At 71.5% G+C, this 16,559-nt stretch carries 13 protein-coding genes; 9 read left to right on the forward strand and 4 right to left on the reverse strand.

All coding sequences use genetic code 11. The annotated features are described in order from the left end of the window. Positions 1–37: 37 nt before the first annotated feature. From QSK10_RS32670 to QSK10_RS32680, 3 genes are all read left to right on the forward strand, one after another. A complete protein-coding gene (locus tag QSK10_RS32670) occupies positions 38–1,258 on the forward strand; it encodes a S8 family serine peptidase (RefSeq protein ID WP_285667400.1) in 1,221 nt (406 codons plus the stop codon). A 127-nt stretch (positions 1,259–1,385) separates the two neighbouring features. Next, complete coding sequence (gene eccE / locus QSK10_RS32675; protein WP_285667401.1) at positions 1,386–2,630, forward strand: type VII secretion protein EccE; 1,245 nt, start codon at positions 1,386–1,388, stop codon at positions 2,628–2,630. Then, positions 2,627–4,075 carry a hypothetical protein gene (locus QSK10_RS32680; protein WP_285667402.1) on the forward strand — a complete coding sequence of 483 codons (1,449 nt, stop codon included), beginning with the start codon at positions 2,627–2,629 and terminating at the stop codon, positions 4,073–4,075. Before eccE ends, QSK10_RS32680 begins: the two co-directional genes overlap by 4 nt. Before the next feature lie 53 nt (positions 4,076–4,128). On the opposite strand, the gene QSK10_RS32685 is transcribed toward QSK10_RS32680, so the two are convergent. From QSK10_RS32685 to QSK10_RS32700, 4 genes are all read right to left on the reverse strand, one after another. After that, the gene (locus QSK10_RS32685) at positions 4,129–5,373 is read right to left on the reverse strand and encodes a hypothetical protein (RefSeq protein ID WP_285667403.1); all 1,245 of its coding nucleotides are present in this window, start codon (positions 5,371–5,373) and stop codon (positions 4,129–4,131) included. A gap of 125 nt (positions 5,374–5,498) precedes the next feature. Continuing rightward, positions 5,499–6,452, reverse strand: a complete 954-nt coding sequence (locus tag QSK10_RS32690; protein ID WP_285667405.1) for a hypothetical protein — start codon at positions 6,450–6,452, stop codon at positions 5,499–5,501. Positions 6,453–6,561: 109 nt separating this feature from the next. Beyond that, positions 6,562–7,542, reverse strand: a complete 981-nt coding sequence (locus QSK10_RS32695) for a hypothetical protein (RefSeq protein ID WP_285667406.1) — start codon at positions 7,540–7,542, stop codon at positions 6,562–6,564. 131 nt (positions 7,543–7,673) lie between these two features. Beyond that, entirely contained in the window at positions 7,674–8,351 is a 678-nt protein-coding gene (locus QSK10_RS32700; RefSeq protein ID WP_285667407.1) for a hypothetical protein, read from the reverse strand. 93 nt (positions 8,352–8,444) lie between these two features. Here QSK10_RS32700 and QSK10_RS32705 point away from each other — a divergent pair, with 93 nt between their 5' ends. The 6 genes from QSK10_RS32705 to obgE all read left to right on the forward strand — a co-directional run bounded on the left by QSK10_RS32705 (position 8,445) and on the right by obgE (position 15,910). Continuing rightward, positions 8,445–10,418, forward strand: coding sequence for a TIGR03960 family B12-binding radical SAM protein (locus QSK10_RS32705; RefSeq protein ID WP_285667408.1), 1,974 nt, complete (start codon positions 8,445–8,447; stop codon positions 10,416–10,418). Between the two features lie 78 nt (positions 10,419–10,496). Continuing rightward, complete coding sequence (locus tag QSK10_RS32710; protein ID WP_432705391.1) at positions 10,497–11,270, forward strand: TIGR03936 family radical SAM-associated protein; 774 nt, start codon at positions 10,497–10,499, stop codon at positions 11,268–11,270. Between the two features lie 140 nt (positions 11,271–11,410). Continuing rightward, positions 11,411–13,678 (forward strand): Rne/Rng family ribonuclease, encoded by a 2,268-nt coding sequence (locus QSK10_RS32715; protein WP_432705390.1) that lies wholly within the window; start codon positions 11,411–11,413, stop codon positions 13,676–13,678. 92 nt (positions 13,679–13,770) lie between these two features. After that, entirely contained in the window at positions 13,771–14,085 is a 315-nt protein-coding gene (gene rplU, locus QSK10_RS32720; RefSeq protein WP_285667412.1) for a 50S ribosomal protein L21, read from the forward strand. A gap of 9 nt (positions 14,086–14,094) precedes the next feature. Continuing rightward, positions 14,095–14,352, forward strand: a complete 258-nt coding sequence (gene rpmA, locus QSK10_RS32725; RefSeq protein WP_285667413.1) for a 50S ribosomal protein L27 — start codon at positions 14,095–14,097, stop codon at positions 14,350–14,352. Positions 14,353–14,467: 115 nt separating this feature from the next. Next, a complete protein-coding gene (obgE, locus tag QSK10_RS32730) occupies positions 14,468–15,910 on the forward strand; it encodes a GTPase ObgE (protein ID WP_285667414.1) in 1,443 nt (480 codons plus the stop codon). The last annotated feature ends 649 nt before the right edge of the window (positions 15,911–16,559 follow it).

A 16,559-nucleotide genomic window follows, 5' to 3' on the forward strand; every position in this document is an offset into this window, starting at 1 on the left:
CCGTTCCCGACGGCCGACAGGGAAAGGACCGCCACCGGTGCCCAAGAGGATGTCCCGCCGAGCCGCCGCGCTCGCCCTGAGCGCCTCCGTCATCGCGGGCGCGCTGGCGCTTCCACCGGCCGCTGCCGCCGACGCCACGCGCGACGGGCAGTGGTACCTGTCCGAGCTGCGCGTCGCCGAGGCCCACAAGATCACCAAGGGCGAGGGCGTCACCATCGGCGTCATCGACACCGGCGTGGACGCCACCCACCCCGACCTCACCGGCAGCGTCCTGCCCGGCGCCGACCTGGGCGGCACCGGCGGCAAAGGCCTGGCGCCCTCCGACACACATGGGACCGGCGTGGCCTCCGTCCTCGTCGGCCACGACGACCCCGACGGCGTGCTGGGCATCGCGCCCGGCGCGAAGGTCATCTCGGTGCGGGCCACCGACGCCAACGGTGAGCTGTCCGCCCCGATGATCGCCGAGGCGATCCGCTGGCTGGTGGACAACGGCGCCGACGTCATCACCGCCTCCCTCGGCGGCAACGCCGGGGACGCCGAAGGACAGGCGGCCGTCGACTACGCCACCGCCCACGAGGTCCCCGTCATCGCCGCCGCGGGCAACAAGAAGGGCGAGCGCCCGTACGAGACCTGGTACACCACGATGTACCCGGCCGCGTTCACCGGCGCGGTCGCGGTCACCGGCACGACCACCGGCGCGGCGTTCTGGGACGGCTCGGTGCAGCACGTCGTCCAGGCGGGCTATCTGGGGATCTCCGCCCCGGCGGCGCCGATGACGGTGGCGAAGGCCGGCGGCGGCTACCGCGAGGCGGCCGGGACCAGTTACTCGGCCCCGATCGTGGCCGGGACCCTCGCGCTGATCAAGTCGCGCTTCCCGAACCTGAACCGCCGGCAGATGCTGGAGCGGCTCCTGCTCACCGCCGACGACAAGGGCGCGCCCGGCCCGGACGTCGAGTACGGCTACGGCGTCGTCGATCCGCTGCGAGCGCTCACCGAGGACGTCGCCTACGCCACCCCGCCGGTGGACACCCTCTCGTCCGGACCGGCCGCCGCCGCGAGTGACACCGGCTCCGGCACCAGCGGTCTCGTCCCGGTCGCCGTCACCGCCGGCGGGCTGCTGCTCGTCGCCGTCGTCGTCATCCTCGTCGTGCGATCGGCGCGGAGGAGGCGCCCGGCCACGTCGGCCGTCACGCCTCCGGCACCGCCGCAGGGGCCACCGCCACCGCCCGGGGACGACGCGCAATGGCGGAGGCCCTGACCGCCCGGACCGACCCCGCTGCCGCGCACGTCAAGCCGTCCCCACACCGGTGGCCCCGGACTCGTAGGATGGCCGTATTCGTACGAACAGGCAGCCCGCCGCCTACCCTTCAGGAGGGCCGCAAGACATGACGATGGTGCAGGCGCCGCCGCGCGCCCGAGGCAGCGCCCAGATCCGCGGCGCCCAGAAACGCGAGAACAAGGTCGCGTTCACCGCCTCCATCCGCAACCGGCTCGGACCCTTCACGATCGCGCAGCTCGTCGCGGTCGAGCTGGCCGCCGTCGCGGTGGCCGCCACGATCACGAAGGCGCCGCCGTTCCAGATCGCGGGCGGGGCCGTCGCGCTGGTGCTGCTCATCGCGGTCTTCGCGCGCAGCGGCGGACGCTGGCTGTACCAGGCCTTCCCCGCGCGCCGGCGGCTCTCGGCACGCCGCCGGGCGGCGATGCAGGTACGCGACGACGACCTCCTCGAACAGCTGTCGCCCGACGTGAGCGTCAGCCGCGTCGAGGACCGCGACACCATCATCGGCGTCGCCCGCGACGGTGGCGGCTGGTTCGCCGCGCTCGCCATGGGCGGGCCCGACGGCATCGGCGCCCCCGTGCCCTTCGAGCGGCTCGCGCGGCTGTTCACCGAGGCCGGCGCGCCCGTCTCGGCCATCCAGGTCGTCGCCCACACCGTGCCCGTCGGTGTGGCCATCCAGGGCAGCCCGGCCGCCCAGTCCTACCAGGAGCTCCTCGGCGGCACCGCCGCCGTCGTGCACCAGACGAGCTGGCTGGCGGTGCGCCTCGACCTCGGGGACGCCGCCGACGCCGCGGTCAACCGCGGCGGGGGAGTGGAGGGCGTGCACAAGTCCATCGCCGTCACCGTCTCCCGCATCGGCAAGGCCCTGCGCAACGCCGGGGTGACCCACCGCGTCCTGGACGACGACGGCCTGCGCGCCGCGCTGCGCCAGTCGCTGGCGCTCACCTCCATCAGCCCCACCGCCAACCCCCGCACCAACGAGACCTGGCGGGCCTGGCAGGCCGGTGGACTGGAGCACATCACCCACCGCGTCCGCACCTGGCCCAGCGGCATCGACACCCTCCCGCGCGTCCTGGACGAGATGGCGGCCGTGCCCGCGGCCTTCACCACCGTCTCGGTCACCATCTCGCCCGGGCCCGTCTCCCGCCGCGCGCCCGACGGCGCGCCCCTGGAGCGCCGCGTCGAGGTCCGCGGGCTGGTGCGCCTGTCCTGCGACCCCAGCACCTCATCGGCCGTGAACGGGCGCCTGCGCGAAGCGGCCGCGTCCGTCGGTGCCCGCCTCGCCCGCCTCGACGGCGAGCACGGCCCGGCCGCCTACGCCTCGGCCCCCACCGGAGGAGGTCCGCGATGAGCGACCCGAACTCGCCGTACCAGCAGCAACCGCCGCCGCAGGGATACCGTCCGCCGTACCCGCCCCAGCAGCCCGAGGCCGAGCAGCCGGAGGAGCCGCGCACCCAGTCGGGGCGCGCGAGCGTCCCCGGGCTCATCCAGCCGCCCGGGGCGGTCCCGCCGCCGAGCACCGGACGCGCCAGCGCGGCGGTGTACGGCTCGGCCCGTCCCCCGCAGCCGGACTCCCCGACGCAGCCGCCGACGCCCTATCCGCAGTCGCCGCGCACGAGCGCGACGGTGTACGGCTCGGCGCGCCCGGTGGCCCCGGACGCCCCCACGGGCGCCACGCCTCCTCCGGCCAACCCCAACCCGCCGACCTCGCCGGGCCGGGCGAGCGTCCCCGCGCTGCGCCCGGACCCGCTGCCGGGCACCCTGAGCGGCCGCATGGACGCCCTGACGCCCCAGGGGCACCCGCAGCCCCCGGCCTACCAGCCGCCGCCCGCACCACCGGTATCGGCTCCGCCGACTCCATTGCCCGTATCGGCTCCGCCGATGATGTCCCCGGCGCCCGTCTCGGCACCCCCGGTTTCGGCGCCTCCCGTCTCGGCTCCGCCGGTGTCGGGGCCACCCGTCTCCGGCCCGCCGGTCTCGGGACCGCCGTCCAGCCAGTTCTCCCCGGGCATCTTCGGCCCGAAGAGCGCCGGGCGCTCCGGCACCGTCTACGGCGGCCAGGGCCCCTCCACGGTCGCCGATGAGGCCGACGCCGGGCCCGACGGCCGCACCATCGACGCCTTGGGCGCCGGACGCCACATCGCCACCCCCCGCGCGCTGGAGCTGCTGGCCACGCCCGCGCCCCCGGCCGGCCTGGTCATCGGGCGCGACGCCGAGCGCAAGCCCGTCGTCATGCCCCTCTTCCGGCCCGAGCCGACGCGCGCGGCCCTCGTGGGCGGCCTGTGGGCGGCGAAGGTCGTGGTGTTCCGCGCGCTGGCGCTGGGCGCCCGCGTCGCCGTCTGCACCGTCCGCCCGCGCGAGTGGGAGGGCCTGGGACGCGCCGCCACCGGCCGCGACGACCGGCTGGCGGTGCTGGCGGGGGACCGTCCGGTCACCGTCGACGCCAACCCGCACTCCCCGGCGCTCTACGTCTACGACGTCGGCGACCACGGCACCGCCACCACGCCCGTGCTGGGCCCGTGGCGGACGCAGCTGACCGTCCTGCCGCGCCTGACCGTCTACGGCTCGCAGGCCGTGGAGGACGCGCACCTGACGATCCTCCAGCGCCTCCACCCCGACGAGGCCCCGGCCGCCTCGACGTCGCTGCGGGTCAGCAGCGACAACCTGCGGCTGCTGCAGATGATGTACGACGACATGGTCGCCGTGGTCCGCGACGGCGTCCCGGAGCGTTTCGTGTGGTGCACCCCCACCTCCCACGAGACGCGCCTGTTCGGCAATCCGCACCGCGGCTACTGACGCGCATGGGAAAGGCCCCCGCCGAACCGGCGGGGGCCTTCTTCGTTTCTACCTCAGGCCGCCCACTTGGCCATGTAGGCCTTGGCGAGCTCCATCGCGCGCTTGGCGAGGTCGTTCTCGTCGACCTGGCTCTGCTTGAGGATCGTCAGCCGCGACTCCACCGACACGTTCTCGTGCCAGAAGACCAGCCGGTAGTCGGCCGAACCGGCATCGGCGTTCCAGGACTGCAGCAGCGCGTAGGCCTGCGTGCCGGGCTCGCCGCCCAGCTCGGTGAGCTTCCAGCCGTTGCCGCCCTTGGTCTTCTGGGCGTCCATCTTGAACTCCCAGTCGTTGCGGGCCTTGGCGGCGGAGTCGAAGACGCGCGCGTCGAAGCCGACGTCCACGCCCAGCCCGTCGGCGCCGGTCAGGGAGACCGCGCAGGTCTGGGCGGCCCCGCCGTCGGACTTGGGTTCGCTGGACTGGCGGTGCCGCGCGGTGTCCTCGGTCAGGCCCAGGTCGGAGACCGCGGCCAGGTCCAGCACCGAGCAGGGATTCTCCAGCGCCGCGTAGGCCCCGCCGGTGTCGGTGCGGCCGTCGTCGCCGCTGCCGTTGATCAGGTACCAGACGCCGCCGCCGATGAGGGCGAGGGCGACCACGAGGCCGATGGCCATGAACGCCTTGGCCTTGCCGCTGGCGCGCCGCGCGCGGCGCATCGACTTGAACTTCTTGTCATCGGCGGAGGCCTCGGTGCTGAAGGCCTCCTGCTCCGGGGCGGCCGGACGGCGGCGGCGCTCCTCGCGCGGCACGTAGCCGAGGTGGCTGTAGACCTGGGTGGCCTGGTCGTCGTTCCACGAGGAGGGACGGTCGTCGTCGGATTCGTACCGGCGCGGCGGCGCGGCGGGCGCGTCGGCCCACACCGGCGCGGGCGCCTCGTCGTACGAAGGCGCCGGGTCGTAGGACGGCCGGGCCGGCTCGTACGGGGGAGCCGGTGCGGGCTCGTAGGCGCGCTCGGGCTCCTCCTCGGCGTAGCGGCGGCGGCGCCGGGGCGCCTCGGCGGGCGGCTGCTGGGGCCGGTACCCGCCGCCGTAGGGCTGCTCCTCGCCGTGCCGCCCGGCCTGAGGGGCCTGCGGGGGCGGCTGAGGAGGCTGCTGCTGCGCGTAGGGGTTCGTGGGCGCACCCGCGTACCCTCCGCGGCCCTCCGGCGCCGGACGCCCGTAGGGCGACCCGGGGTCGGGCTCTCGCCGCTGCTCCCGGGCCCGCCGCGTCCGGGGGTCGTCCTGGGAGTACCGGTCGTCTCCGGGGGCGTGATGCGAGCCCACTGCAAACCTCCACGTTGGCGGCTCGGCGGCGGCGCCCTGCACCGCCTGAGGCATAGATTGACGCGACTTTCTCACGTACGACCTTGCAGCGTAGTCGGAAGCGCCACCGCCGTCCGCACCCGGACTCAGCCGAGGCTGGTCATGATTTCGTTGGCGGTGTCCTGAACCAGCGCCGCGAAGGCGCTCTGCGTGGCGTTCTCCTGCGAGGTGTACAGGTCCAGTTCCAGCAGCATGTTCCCGTCCAGGATGGCCAGCTTCAGCTCACGGCTGGTGTCCGACTGCCAGGTGGCGTAGGACTTCGCGCCCACCTTCAGCTCGACCTCGGTGCCCATCATGTACTGCTTGCTGCTCTCGAAGGCGCTCTTGTTGTAGTCGCCGTTGTCGATGGTCAGATGCATCGAGAACATCGCGTAGTCGTAGCCGTTACGGCTGCTGCTGTTGGCGTCGGTGTTCATCGAGAACGAGCACGAGCCGTTCCCGGTTCCGTCGCCGTAGTCGCTGTTGCTGTTGGCGGGCGTGCCGTCGATGCCCAGCTTCAGGACCGTGGTGAGGCGCGTGCTGGTGAACGTCGCGCAGTAGTCCGTGGTCGTCTTGTAGCGCCCGTTCGAGGGCGCCGCCGGAACCGACGCCGAGTAGGCCATCGGCGGGTCATCGGAGCCGCCCCCCGCGGCGTCGCCGATCCCGCTGATCACCCCGCGCAGCGCGAGCCAGCCACCGCCGCAGCCCAGGATCACCACCAGCGCGATGACACCGCCGATGATCCAGCCCTTGTTGTTGTTGCGGGTCTGGACGACGACCGGCTGCGGATAGGCCACCGGCTGCGGGTACTGCACCACCGGCGGCGGGACCTGGTAGACCGGCTGCTGGTACACCGGCGGGGGCGGGGGCGGCGTGTACGCCGGCGGGTGCTGCGGGTACGGCGGGCCCGTCACCGGCTGCTGTTGCTGCTGCTCGGGCCAGCCGCCGTCGGCCGGGTAGAGCTCGTACTGCGTCGGGGACGACGCCGGCGGATCGTCCGGCGGCTGCGCCCCGTCACGGCCCCACTCCGAGGGCGACGGCGGGGGAAACGGACTGGTCATCGCAAAAAGCCTCCTGCTCGATGCCGCGCGGGCGTCGCGGCCCGCTCATTGTCGCCGGTATGGAAAAGGGCCGGGCACCCAGCGGGGTACCCGGCCCATCGTCGGCTCACTAGGCCGCCAGGGCCGTCATGACCTTCTTCGTCACGGTCTCGACCGTGGTCTGCAGCTTGGAGTTGGCCGTCTTGTCGTCGGTGGTGAAGATGCGCACCATCAGGACCATGTTCTTGTCCTGGACGAACAGGTAGGCCGTCGGCCCGATCGACGGGTCGAAGACCAGCTTCGCCTTCTCACCGAAACCGGGGTGGTCGGTGGCCGTGCCCGAACTGGCGTAGATCGACACCATCGAGTCGAAGCCGGTCGACACCGAGGACTGGTCCTGGTAGATCGTCGCCTCGACGTCCAGGGTGCCCAGGTTGTAGTCCTTGCCCTCCAGGTCCACCGTGCAGCGCATGTCCTTGCTGTACCCGCTGTCGTTGGAGCTGGACTGCGGCGTCTTCTGCTCCCCCAGACCCGAGGCGCTGTAGTCGGACTCGGTGAACGTCGTGCAGATGTCGGCCACCGTCTTGTAACCCGACGCGGCCGGCGGGTTCGGGTCGTCCTTGCCCTTGTCGTCGGTGCCCTGCGAGTTGGAGTTCGAACCCGAGTTGGACGCCGAGTTGTCGTCCTTCTTGTTCATCGCGTTGACCACGATGAAACCGATCACCAGCAGCAGGATCACCGCGCCGACGGCGATACCGCCGAAGATCCAGCCCTTGTTGCCGCCCGACGGCGCCTGCGGCGGCCCGGGCGGCATGAACTGACCGGTCGGCGGGGGGTAGCCACCGGGAGGAGGCGGCGCGTACGCCGGCTGCGGCGGGCCATAAGGCTGCCCGGACACCGGCTGCGGCGGACCGTACGGCTGACCCGAGGCCGGGACTCCCGTCACCGGCTGCGGGTTCTGCTCCGGCCAGCCGCCGGACTGCGGGTACAGCTCATACGAGTTCCCCGCGGAGGTCGGATCCTGCGGCTGCTGCTGCCAGGAACCCGCCGTCGGGTCCTGCGGCGGCTGCCAGGAACCGTCGTTCTGCGGTGGCGGGTACGGACCGGTCACGGTCTTTGCCTCCTACGGCGTTGTCTGCTTCGGACGGGAAGGGCGCGCTGCCCCGTGAAAGAGCCGTGCCGGTGACGCGAACTTCCCGAGCCATTCGATAGTGCCCCGGACCCGCCAGCCGACAACGGGTGTTATGTCCCCTGCCGCGCCCCTTCGAGGACTTTCGTCCCGATCTTCAAAAGCGCGTCTTTTACCTGATCGTTAGATACCGCGTCCGGGGCGAGACCCTGCGCGAACACCGTCACGTCGAAGGTCGCGTTGCTGTCACGCACCCGCAACCGGAACTCCACACCCTCGCTCGCCGAGGACGCCGAGGACGCCACGAAACCCGCCTGCTCACCCAGGCCGTGCAGCAACTCCGGCTCACGGCCCTCCGAACGCTCGAAGTCCAGGGTCCCCGTGTACCCCGCCAGCGCGTCGGTCACGCTCGGATACACCCGCATCGACGCCCGCAACTCCGCCGTCAGATACGTCGCCGCCTGCTCCTCACCACTGAGCAGCACCAGGCAGCCCGTCGCCGGCGGACGCGGCTCCGCCACGTTCTGGGGATGCCGCTCGCGCTCGCCCAACCCGAAACCGGTCAGCGGCGCGGCGTCCACCAGCGGGCAGAAATCGGCCACCCCGTCGCCGTAGCGGCCCTTCTCGTCGTCGGAGCTCACCGTCGTGGCGATGGCCACCCCGACCCCGACCAGCACCACCGTCACCGTGCCCAGGACCACGGCGACCTTGAGGAACAGCCGTCGGCGGCTCGGCGGCCGCCTCCGCCCCCGGTACTTGCCCGGGGTCGCGGCCGCTTCGGCTGTGGTCACGATCACCTCGCTGAATCAATACGGGCGGGGGCCGTCACGCCGCACCCCCACTCCCGCCAAGGGTACGGGGGCCGGAAGTTAGGCTGGTCCGTTATGAGCGTGACGTCGGTGTACCCGAAGCTGGAACAACTGCTTCCCCTGGTCAAGAAGCCGATCCAATACGTCGGTGGCGAACTGGGCGCGGTCACCAAGCCGTGGGAGGACACCGTCGTACGGTGGGCCCTCATGTACCCGGACGCCTACGAGGTCGGCGTGCCCAACCAGGGCGTCCAGATCCTCTACGAGGTCCTCAACGAGCAGCCCGACGTCCTGGCCGAGCGCACCTACGCCGTCTGGCCGGACCTCGAAAAGCTCATGCGCGAGCACGGCGTCCCCCAGTTCACCGTCGACGCCCACCGCCCGGTCGGCTCCTTCGACGCCTTCGGCGTCTCCTTCGCCACCGAGATGGGCTACACCAACTTCCTCACCGCCATCGACCTCGCCGGCATCCCCCTGGACGCCGCCGAGCGCACCGAGGATCACCCGATCGTGATCGCCGGCGGCCACGCCGCCTTCAACCCCGAGCCCATCGCGCGCTTCATCGACGCCGCCGTCCTCGGCGACGGCGAAGAGGCCGTCCTGGAGATCACCGGCATCATCCGCGCCTGGAAGGCCGAGGGACGCCCCGGCGGCCGCGACGAGCTCCTCCTGCGCCTCGCGCGCACCGAGAGCGTCTACGTCCCCCGCTTCTACGACGTCGACTACCTCCCCGACGGCCGCATCCAGCGCGTCATCCCCAACCGCGCCGACGTGCCCTTCCGCGTCCACAAGCGCACCACCATGGACCTCGACGCCTGGCCCTACCCCAAGAAGCCCCTCGTCCCGCTCGCCGAGAGCGTCCACGAGCGCTACGCCGTGGAGATCTTCCGCGGCTGCACCCGCGGCTGCCGCTTCTGCCAGGCCGGGATGATCACCCGGCCCGTGCGCGAGCGCTCCATCACCACCATCGGCGAGATGGTCCAGCGCGGCATCGACCAGTCCGGCTTCAACGAGGTCGGCCTGCTGTCGCTGTCCAGCGCCGACCACTCCGAGATCGGCGACGTCTGCTCCGGGCTCGCCGACCGCTACGAGGGCGAGAACGTCTCGCTGTCCCTGCCGTCCACTCGCGTGGACGCCTTCAACGTGACGCTGGCCAACGAGCTGTCCCGCAACGGGCGCCGCTCGGGCCTGACCTTCGCCCCCGAGGGCGGCAGCGAGCGCATCCGCCGCGTGATCAACAAGATGGTCAGCGAAGAGGACCTGATCCGCACCGTGGTGACCGCCTACGGGAACGGCTGGCGCCAGGTCAAGCTCTACTTCATGTGCGGCCTGCCCACCGAGACCGACGAGGACGTGGTCGCCATCGCCAAGATGGCCCACGAGGTCATCCGGGCCGGGCGCGCCGCCGCGGGCAACAAGGACATCCGGGTCACGGTGTCCATCGGCGGGTTCGTGCCCAAGCCGCACACCCCGTTCCAGTGGGCCGCCCAGGAGCACCCGGAGGTCATCGACCGCCGTCTCGACCTGCTCAAGAAGGCGATCAACAGCGACCGGTCCCTGGGCCGCTCCATCGGCTACCGCTACCACGACGGGCAGCCCTCGCTCATCGAAGGACTCCTGTCGCGTGGCGACCGCCGCGTCGGCGACGTCATCCTCCAGGTCTGGCGCGAGGGCGGCCGCTTCGACGGCTGGACCGAGCACTTCTCCTACGAGCGGTGGGCCGGCGCCGCGGATGAGGCCCTGGCCGCGCACGGCCTCGACCTGGCCTGGTTCACCACGCGCGAGCGCGGCGAGCTGGAGGTCCTCCCGTGGGACCACCTCGACTCGGGCCTGGACAAGGACTGGCTGTGGTCGGACTGGCAGGACGCCATCGCCGAGGTCGAGCTCGACGACTGCCGGTGGACGCCCTGCTTCGACTGCGGCGTGTGCCCGGCCATGGACACCGAGATCCAGATCGGCCCGACCGGCAAGAAGCTCCTCCCCCTGGCCATCGCGGGTACGCGGGGGCACGTCCCCAGCAACCACTCCTACGAGGCGGACGAGGCGTAACCCATGGCACGCGTACAGCCCGAGCAGCAGGCTCCCGTCGTCCAGCGGGTCCGCATCCGCTACACCAAGCGCGGCCCACTGCGTTTCACGTCTCACCGTGACTTCGCCCGCGCCCTGGAGCGCGCCGTGCGGCGCGCCCATCTGCCCATCGCGTACTCGTCGGGCTTCCACCCGCACCCGCGCATCTCCTACGTCTCGGCCGCGCCCACCGGCGTGGCCAGCGAGGCCGAGTACGCCGAGATCGCCCTCCAGAAGCGCATGGATCCCGCCGACCTCCGCCGGGACCTCGACGCGGCTCTTCCCCCTGGTCTGGACGTCGTGGAGGCCGTCGAGGCGCAGGGCGGCGGCCTCGATGAGCGCATCGAGGCGTCCCTGTGGCGGCTGGAGCTCCCGGGGGTCGCGCGGGAGGCCGCCACGCCGGCCATCGAGGCCTTCCTATCCGCCGATGAGGTGCTCGTCGAGCGCATGACGAAGAAGGGATTGCGCACCATCGATGCCCGCGGGCCGGTGGCGCGCCTCTCCCTGAACAGTGACGAATCCGGGGCCGAGACCGCGCCGCACGCGGCCGACACCGACTCATGTGCCATACTCGACCTTGTCGTACAGCACGTCACGCCGTCTGTACGGCCCGATGACGTCCTGGCCGGTCTGCGTGTCGCAGCCGGGTTGGAGCCGCCGGTGCCACCCCGAGTCACCCGGCTTGCCCAGGGCATGATCGCCGAGCACGGCGAAGGGGCCACTCCCTCCGTCACGGGCGTGGAGTCCGGCAACGGCGCGGGGCCCTCCCCGGCCGCGGCAGCCGGTCTCACCGACCCGCTCGGGCCCGATCGTGGCACGGCCGTCACGGCATAGCCGCCATCCGGTGGCCCTGGTCTAAGTGTGTCGACCAGGTAGAGGACTTTCGGTGGCCAGCAGGCCGCCGGTCGACAAGCCCGCGCCCGCGTGGCAGCGTTTTCGCGCCCGGGTGCGGTCGGATACGGAGTAAGACCCACATGCTCGATAACGAGCCGAAGCAGACAGCGGGCGGCAGAGTTCAACCGGCGCCGATCCTGTTCGTCGCCCCGGAGGCCGCACCGGCCCCCGCGGTGACCGACGATCGCCAGCCCACGCGCTCCACGCCCGCCGCCAAGAAGGCCGCCAAGGCCACCACGACCCGTAAGCGCACCCGGGGCGGCGAGGACGTCACCCCACCGGTCGCCGAAACTCCCACCACCACCAAGACCCCCGCCAAGCCCGCCGAGCAGCCCGCAGAGGCTGCCGAGGCGCCCGCCAAGCGCACCCGCCGTTCGCGGAAGAAGGTCGCCGAGGCCGCGCCCGTCGAGCCCGAGCCGGCCGTCGCCGCCCTCGATGAGGACGACGATGACGACGAGACGGACGCCGACGGCGTCCGCCGCCGCCGTCGGCGCGGCCGCCGTGGCCGTGGCCGCGGCAAGGGCGTCGCCGACTTCGACGGCGAGGGCGAGGACGAGATCGAGGACGCTCCGGCGTCCGGCCGCGCGTCCGCCGAGACGTCCGCCGACCACGACGACGAGGGTGACGCCGGTGACGGCGTCCGTCGCCGTCGCCGTCGCCGCCGTCGCGGTGACGCCGACGCCGAGGGCGGGGACACCCCGGCCGAGCCGGGCACCGAGGTCGTCGTCAAGATCCGCAAGCCGCGCCCGGTCGAGGACGAGGTGCAGGGCCTGTCCGGCTCCACCCGCCTGGCCGCCAAGCGCCAGCGCCGCCGGGACGGACGCGGGCAGCACCGTACGCGCCCGCAGATCCTCACCGAGTCGGAGTTCCTGGCGCGCCGTGAGGCCGTCGACCGGCAGATGGTCATCCGCCAGCTCGCCGAGCGCACCCAGATCGCGGTCCTGGAGGACGGCGTCCTGGTCGAGCACTACGTCACCCGCTCCGGCGGGCAGGGCATGACCGGCAACGTGTACCTGGGCAAGGTCCAGAACGTGCTGCCGAGCATGGAGGCGGCCTTCGTCGACATCGGCCGCGGCCGCAACGCCGTCCTGTACGCCGGCGAGGTCCAGTGGGACCGCACCGGCCTGGCCGGGCGCGCCCGCTCCATCGAGCAGGCCATGAAGTCCGGCGACTCGGTCCTGGTGCAGGTCACCAAGGACCCGATGGGTCACAAGGGCGCGCGCCTGACCAACCACATCGCGCTGTCGGGCCGCCACCTGGTGTACGTGCCGAACGGGAACGCCTCGGGCATCTCCCGCAAGCTGCCCGACACCGAGCGCCGCCGCCTGCGGTCGGTGCTGAAGAAGCTGGTCCCCGAGGGCGCGGGCGTGATCGTGCGCACCGCCGCCGAGGGCGCCAGCGAGGTCGAGCTGGCCAACGACATCGAGCGCCTGAAGGCCCAGTGGGAGGAGATCGAGGCGAAGGCCGCCAAGGGCGGCGCGCCGGTCCTCCTCTACCAGGAGCCCGACCTGATCACCAAGGTCGTCCGCGATGTCTTCAACGAGGACTTCCGCGAGGTCGTCGTCGACACCGACGAGGCCTACGACGAGATCCGCGACTACCTCGTCCAGGTCTCCCCGGAGCTGGTCGACCGCCTGCACCGGCACACCGGCAGGGGCGACGTGTTCGCCGACCTGCGCGTGGAGGAGCAGTTGCTCAAGGCGCTCGACCGCAAGGTCTTCCTGCCGTCCGGCGGGCACCTGGTCATCGACCGCACCGAGGCCATGACGGTCATCGACGTCAACACCGGCAAGTTCACCGGTGAGGGCGGCAACCTCGAAGAGACCGTCACCCGGAACAACCTCGAAGCGGCCGAGGAGATCGTGCGTCAGCTGCGGCTGCGCGACCTCGGCGGCATCGTGGTCATCGACTTCATCGACATGGTCCTGGAGGCCAACCGGGAGCTGGTCCTGCGCCGGCTCACCGAATGCCTCGGCCGGGACCGCACCAAGCACCAGGTCACCGAGATCACCTCGCTGGGTCTGGTCCAGATGACGCGCAAGCGCATCGGCCAGGGCCTGCTGGAGGCGTTCTCCGAAGTCTGCGAGCACTGCAAGGGCCGCGGCGTGATCGTGCACATGGACCAGCCCGACCGCCACGGCAACGGCCAGGGGAACGGGAAGGGCGGCCGCGCCCAGCAGGGTGGCGGCAAGAACGCCAAGTCCGAGAAGCCGAAGGCGGAACGGAACGGCAAGAACGACCAGAAGGCGAACGACGACGAGGGCGCCCAGTCGGGCGACGGGTCGGCCACCGAAGCTGTCCAGGCCGTGCTGGCCGGCAGCCGCAAGGTGGGCGAACCGGTCCAGTGACCACCGGCACGCGGCCCCGTTTGGGGCCGCCCGCCAAGGTGAAGTACCCTAGTCGACGGCCTAAATTCGGATTCGAAGGAGACCAGCGTCCCATGTACGCAATCGTCAAAACCGGCGGCAAGCAGTACAAGGTCGCCGAAGGCGACGTACTTGAGGTGGAGAAGCTCGTAGGCGAACCGGGCGACTCCGTCACGCTGCCTGCCGTCCTGCTCGTGGACGAGACCACCGTCGTCACCGACGCCGACAAGCTCGCCGGCGTCACCGTGAGCGGTGAGCTCGTGGAGCACACCAAGGGCCCCAAGATCAAGATCCACAAGTACAAGAACAAGACCGGCTACCACAAGCGCCAGGGGCACCGCCAGCCGCTGACCCGCGTCAAGGTCACCGGCATCACCAGCGGGAAGTAGGTAACCGAGATGGCCCATAAAAAGGGTGCGTCAAGCTCGCGGAACGGCCGCGACTCCAACGCGAAGTCGCTGGGCGTCAAGCGCTTCGGCGGCCAGCTGGTCAACGCCGGTGAGATCCTGGTCCGCCAGCGTGGCACCAAGTTCCACCCGGGTGACCTGGTCGGCCGTGGCGGCGATGACACGCTGTTCGCGCTGGCCGCCGGCCACGTGCAGTTCGGCTCGAAGCGCGGTCGCAAGACCGTGAACATCGTTTCCGCCGAGCAGTAAGACAGCCGGCCCCCTCGCGGGGCCGCGCGAAACGTCCCACCCGGGCCGGAGGTGTCGCACCTCCGGCCCGGGTGTTTTCCATGTCAGCGCAAGTTTTTCAAGGGACAGTGGTCTGGTGACCAGCTTCGTCGATCGCGTCGTCTTGCACGTCCAGGCCGGTAACGGCGGCCATGGGTGTGTGTCCGTCCACCGGGAGAAGTTCAAGCCCTTCGGGGGGCCCGACGGGGGCAACGGCGGGCACGGGGGCAACGTCGTCCTGACCGTCGACCCTGGCGTGCACACGCTCCTCGACTTCCACTTCCGCCCGCACGCCAAGGCCGGCAACGGCAAGGGCGGGCAGGGCTCGATGAAGAACGGGGCCAACGGCGAGGACCTCATCCTGATGGTGCCCGAGGGGACGGTCGTGCAGACCTCCGACGGCCAGGTGCTGGCCGACCTCGTCGGCACGGGCACCACCTACATCGCCGCCGAGGGCGGCCGGGGTGGACGCGGCAACGCCGCGCTGGCCAACAGCCGCCGCCGCGCGCCCGGCTTCGCCGAGCTGGGGGAGCCCGGGGACGCCCTCGACCTGGTCCTGGAGCTCAAGAGCGTCGCCGACGTCGGGCTCGTCGGGTTCCCGTCGGCGGGCAAGTCCTCGCTGATCTCGGTGCTCTCGGCGGCGCGGCCGAAGATCGCCGACTACCCGTTCACCACGCTCGTGCCGAACCTGGGCGTGGTCCAGGCCGGCGGGCAGACGTACACGATCGCCGACGTGCCCGGCCTGATCCCGGGCGCGGCGCAGGGCAAGGGCCTGGGCATCCGCTTCCTGCGGCACATCGAGCGCACCGCGGTGCTGGCGCACGTGCTCGACTGCGCGACGCTCGAACCGGGCCGCGACCCGCTCTCCGACATCGACGCGCTCGAACACGAGCTGGCCGAGTACGGCGGTCTGGAGGACCGGCCGCGCGTGGTCGTGCTGAACAAGATCGACGTCCCCGAGGCCCGGGAGCTGGCCGAGTTCGTCCGGCCCGAGCTGGAGGAACGCGGCCTGCGCGTCTACGAGGTGAGCGCGGCCACCCGTGAAGGGCTCAAGGAACTGTCCTTCGCGCTCGGCGAGATCGTCGCCGAGCACCGCGCGGCGCAGCCGCAGACCGAGCCGACCCGCCTGGTCATCCGGCCGAAGGCCGTCGACGACTCCGGCTTCACGGTGACCGAGGAGGAGGACGGCTTCTTCGTCGTCCGCGGCGCCAAGCCCGAGCGCTGGGTGCGGCAGACCGACTTCAACAACGACGAGGCCGTCGGCTACCTCGCCGACCGTCTCGCCCGGCTCGGGGTGGAGGAAGCACTGGCGAAGGCCGGCGCGGTCTCCGGCAGCCCGGTCCGGATCGGCACCCAGGAGTTCGACTGGGAGCCGACGCTCCTCAGCTTCGAAGGCGCGCCGGCCGCGCCGCGCGGCACCGACCCGCGTCTGGACAGCACCGACCGTGTCAGCGCCGCCGAGCGCCTGGCGATGCGCCGGGAGCGCCGCGCGGAGCTGCACGCGGAGCTGGAGAAGATCGAAAAGAAGCGCGGAAAGTAGCTCTACCAGCGGTTACACCGGGGTTCGAACCGCAGTCGGACCCCGGTGTTCCAGCCGGAAAACGGCCGCGTAATGTTTTCGAAGCCAGCGGGGAACCGGACAAGACGGCGAGAGAGACCGAGAGTCACTCGATACCGGCTTGTACGACTCGCAGGCACCAATCCCACGGATCGAACAACCGATCGCGATGGGGCGCGCGCCGCGAAGGTCACAGAACCTCCGGTTGACGCCCCGGAGCCCGGGTGGTAAGTTCGAGGGGTTGCGCCTCAAACGGGGCCGAGGGTGAGAGGCCGGAAACGGCCGCGAAATCCGAGGTACTAGAGTGGGGCGGACCGGAAAAGCCGGACTTACCGGCCAGGAGCGAGCAAGACCCCCGAAAGGGAGTCGAAAACGGGCCTGGTAGAGTAAGACAGGCAAGACCGGAAAGAGCGGGTGAAAATGGGCCTGCTAGAGTAAGACGAGCAAGACGGTAAGACAGCGAGAACGAGTAAGACAAAGTGAATATACCCGCCAGTCGGGATTTGGTCCAGAGTGACTTGGTTCTTGGTGTGGGTGTGTTGTTTGAGAACTCAACAGGGTGTTTTTGGTCAGTTTGTGCAGGGCTCTTGCACACTGGCATGTCGGCCGGGTTTCCCGGTTGGTGTGTGGT

The organism is Actinorhabdospora filicis (assembly GCF_030269765.1).
GTDB classification, from domain to species: domain Bacteria; phylum Actinomycetota; class Actinomycetes; order Mycobacteriales; family Micromonosporaceae; genus Actinorhabdospora; species Actinorhabdospora filicis.